The organism is Rhizobacter sp. (assembly GCF_035702065.1).
GTDB lineage: Bacteria > Pseudomonadota > Gammaproteobacteria > Burkholderiales > Burkholderiaceae_C > Rhizobacter.
Map to the genome: position 1 here is coordinate 1 of NZ_DASSRA010000340.1, position 4,379 is coordinate 4,379.

The following is a 4,379-nucleotide window of genomic DNA, read 5'->3' on the forward strand; positions in this document are numbered from 1 at the left end:
TTTTCGTCCACCACCATGGTGCCGATGCCGTCGTGCGTGTACACCTCCATCAGCACTGCGCCGTCCACCGCGAAGGGGATGATGTGCGAGCGTTCCACGCCGGCGCGGCAGGCTCTCATGCAGTGCTGCAGGTAGCGCACCGTGTCGCTGGGTTGCGCGGCATCGCCCTGCACGGCAAGCAGCTTTTCCGCATCGGCCACGGCCAGCTCGGTGTCCACGGGGCTCTCGGGGTCGGCCGGGTTCTCGCGCACGCCGGGCACTTCGGCCACGAACATCAGCTTGTCGGCCTGCAGCGCGATGGCAATGCTGGTGGCCACGTCTTCCATGGTGAGGTTGAAGGCCTCGCCGGTGGGTGAGAAGCCGAACGGCGACAGCAGCAGCACGGCGCCGATGTCCAGCGCGCTGCGGATGGCCTTGCTGTCCACCTTGCGCACCACGCCCGAGTGCATGAAGTCCACGCCATCGACGATGCCCACGGGCCGCGCGGTGAGGAAGTTGCCGGACACCACCCGCACGGCGGCGTTGGCCATGGGGGTGTTGGGCAGGCCCTGCGAGAACGCCGCCTCGATCTCGAAGCGCAACTGCCCCGCGGCCTCCTGCGCGCAGTCCAGCGCAATGGCGTCGGTGATGCGCTGGCCGTGGCTGAAGCGCGAGCTGTGCCCCTTGGCGGCCAGTTGTTCGTTCAGCTGCGGCCGGAAGCCATGCACCAGCACGAGCTTGATGCCCATGGCGTGCAGGATGGACAGGTCCTGCACGAAGGCATTGAGCTTGCCCGCTGCGATGGCCTCGCCCGCCAGCGCCACCACGAAGGTCTCGCCGCGGTAGGCATGGATGTACGGCGCGACCGAGCGGAACCACGGCACGAAGGTGTGGGGAAAAACCAGGTCCATGGGCACTCGGCGAATTGGAGGGCTGCGATTTTGCCGTACCGCGCCTGCCACATTGCCGTGCGGTCTTCCGCACGGATAATCCGCGCCTCGTGAATTCGCCCCGCCCCCTCTCCAAGCCGCCTGCCCGCTCCCGCACGCCGGGGCCCAGCCGGCAGCACAGGCCGCCCGCCAACCCGGTGCCGCCGATCACGTTCCCCGAGTCGCTGCCGGTCTCCGGCCAGCGCGAGGTGATCGAGCGGGCCATTGCCGAGCACCCGGTGGTGATCGTCTGCGGCGAAACCGGCTCGGGCAAGACCACCCAGCTGCCCAAGATCGCGCTGGCGCTGGGGCGCGGCCCCGGCCGGGGCACGGGGTTGATCGGCCACACCCAGCCGCGCCGCATTGCCGCCTCCAGCGTGGCCAAGCGCATTGCCGAGGAGCTGAAGACCCCGCTGGGTGAGGTGGTGGGCTACAAGGTGCGCTTCCAGGACCGGCTGCAGCCCGGCGCCTCGGTGAAGCTGATGACCGACGGCATCCTGCTGGCCGAGACGCAGACCGACCCGGACCTGCGCGCCTACGACACGCTGATCATCGACGAGGCGCACGAGCGCAGCCTGAACATCGACTTCCTGCTGGGCTACCTGAAGCAACTGCTGCCGCGCCGGCCGGACCTGAAGATCATCGTCACCTCGGCCACCATCGATGCCGACCGCTTTGCGCAGCACTTCGCATCCATCCGCGGACCGGCGCCGGTGATCCTGGTGAGCGGCCGGCTGTTCCCGGTGGAGCAGCGCTGGCGGCCGTTCGAGGAGACCCGCGAGTTTGACCTGAACGACGCGATCGCCGATGCCGTGGATGAACTGTGGCGCAGCGGCCCCGGCGACGTGCTGGTGTTCCTGCCCGGCGAGCGCGAGATCCGCGAGGCCGCCGAGCAACTGCGCCGCCGCCATCCGCCGGGCGTGGAGGTGCTGCCGCTCTTTGCTCGATTGAGCCAGGCCGAGCAGGACCGCATCTTCGAGCCTCACGGCGCGCCGCGCATCGTGCTGGCCACCAACGTGGCCGAGACCTCGCTCACCGTGCCGGGCATCCGCTATGTGGTCGATTCCGGCCTGGCCCGCGTGAAGCGCTACAGCTACCGGACCAAGGTCGAGCAACTGCAGGTCGAATCGGTCAGCCAGGCCGCGGCCAACCAGCGCGCCGGGCGCTGCGGCCGCGTGGCCGACGGCGTGTGCATCCGCCTGTTCGACGAGAAGGACTATGCGGGCCGGCCGCGCTTCACCGACCCGGAGATCCTGCGCTCGTCGCTGGCCGGCGTGATCTTGCGCATGAAGGCGCTGCACCTGGGGCACGTGGAAGACTTCCCGTTCCTGGAGCCGCCGCCGCGCAAGGCCATTGCCGACGGCTACGCGCTGCTGGGCGAACTGGATGCAGTGGACGATGCCAACGAGTTGACGCCCATCGGCCAGGAACTGGCCAAGCTGCCGCTGGACCCGCGCGTGGGCCGCATGATCCTGGAAGCCCGCGACCGGCAGAGCCTGAGCGAGGTGCTCATCATCGCGTCGGCCCTGTCGGTGCAGGACGTGCGCGACCGGCCCATGGAGCATGCCCAGGCGGCCGACGAGAAGCACAAGAAGTTCGACGACGAGAAGTCGGAGTTCATGGGCTACCTGAAGCTCTGGCAATGGGTGGGCGAGGGCCGTGGCACGCATGGCCATGCGGATGCGGCGGTGGCCGCCGTGGACACGCACCGCCTGAGCAACCGCCAGCAGGAGCAGCGCCTGCGCGACAGCTTCGTCTCGCCGCGGCGCGTGCGCGAGTGGCGCGACATCCATTCGCAGCTGCACACCGTGGTGGCCGAGCACCGCTGGCGCCTCAACACCAGCCCCGCCAGCTACGAGCAGGTGCACTTGGCCATGCTGGCCGGCCTGCTGGGCAACATCGGCTGCAAGAGCGACGACGAAGACTGGTACCTGGGCGCGCGCGGCATCAAGTTCTGGCGCCACCCGGGCGCGCACCTGTCCAAGAAGCCGGGCCGCTGGCTGGTGGCGGCCGAGCTGGTGGAGACCACGCGGCTCTATGGCCGCGGCCTGGCGGGCATAGAGCCGCAGTGGATCGTGCAGATCGCCGGCCACCTGCTGAAGAAGCAGCTGCTGGAGCCGCACTGGGAGAAGAAGGCGGCCGAGGTGGTGGCGCTGGAGCGGGCCACCTTGTACGGCATCGTGATCTACAACAACCGGCGCGTGAACTTCGGCCAGGTGGACCCGGTGCAGGCGCGCGAGATCTTCATCCGCGAGGCGCTGGTGAATGGCGAGTGGGACACCAAACTGCCGTTCCTGGCCCACAACCACAAGCTGATCCGCCAGGTGGAGGAACTGGAGCACAAGGCGCGCCGCCAGGACGTGCTGGTGGACGATGAGCTGATCTACGCGTTCTACGAGCAGCAGCTGCCGGCCGAGGTGCACTCCGGCGCCAGCTTCGAACACTGGTACCGCGAAGAGCAGAAGAAGCAGCCGCGGCTGCTGATGCTCACGCGCGAGGAGCTGATGCGCCACGAGGCCGCGGGCATCACCACCGAGTCGTTCCCCAAGACCTTGCGCCTGGGCGGTATCGACTGTGCGGCCACCTACCTGCATGAGCCCGGCGACCCCAAGGACGGCGTCACCGTGACCGTGCCGGTGTATGCGCTGAACCAGGTGAACGACGAGCGCTGCGAGTGGCTGGTGCCCGGCATGCTGAAGGACAAGGTGCTGGCCCTGGTGAAGAGCCTGCACCAGCGGCCGCGCTCACGGCTGGTGCCCTTGCCGGACTATGCCGAGCAGTTCGTCGCGGCCACGCCGTTTGCGCAGGGCGGCCTGCTGGATGCGCTGCTGAAGGCTGTGCGCGAGAAGACGCAGATCGACGTGCTGCGCAACGACTTCAAGCTCGATGCGCTGTCACCACATCACACGATGAACTTCCGCATCGTCGATGAACATGGGCGGCAACTGGGCATGGGGCGCAACCTCAGTGCCTTGAAGGCCGAGCTGGGTGGGCAGGCGCGCAGTGCCTTCCAGGCGCTGGCGGGGCTGCGCCTGCCGCGCAGCGAGGCGCCGGCGCCGCCTGCCGCGGGCGGTGGTGGGAGCGCGGCGGCGCGTGCCGAGGCCGCCCCCGCGCCGCAGCCCCAGCGCTACACCAGCTGGGCGTTCGGCGAACTGCCTGAGCTGATGGAGGTGCGGCGCGGCAGCCAGAGCCTGATCGGCTTCCCGGCGCTGATCGACAAGGGCACGCATGTGGAGGTGGAGGTCTTCGACGAGCCCGACGTGGCCGCGGCCAAGCACCGTGCCGGGCTGCGGCGCCTGGTGGCGCTGCAGATCAAGGAGCCGCTCAAGTACCTGGAGAAGAACATCCCGGACCTGCAGGCCATGGCGGTGGCCTTCATGCCGCTGGGCAGCCTGGAGGACCTGCGCGCGCAGATCATCGACGTGGCGCTGGATCGCGCTTTCCTGGCCGAGCCGCTGCCCACCACCGAGG

General features: G+C 69.1%; 2 protein-coding genes. One reads left to right on the forward strand and one right to left on the reverse strand.

Annotation, left to right across the window (positions count from 1 at the left end):
- On the reverse strand, window positions 1-890 hold an 890-nt coding region (argA, locus tag VFL64_RS15140), incomplete at its 3' end, for an amino-acid N-acetyltransferase (protein ID WP_489541213.1).
- Window positions 891-1,066: 176 nt separating this feature from the next.
- Here argA and hrpA point away from each other — a divergent pair.
- On the forward strand, window positions 1,067-4,379 hold a 3,313-nt coding region (gene hrpA, locus VFL64_RS15145; RefSeq protein ID WP_489541214.1), incomplete at its 3' end, for an ATP-dependent RNA helicase HrpA.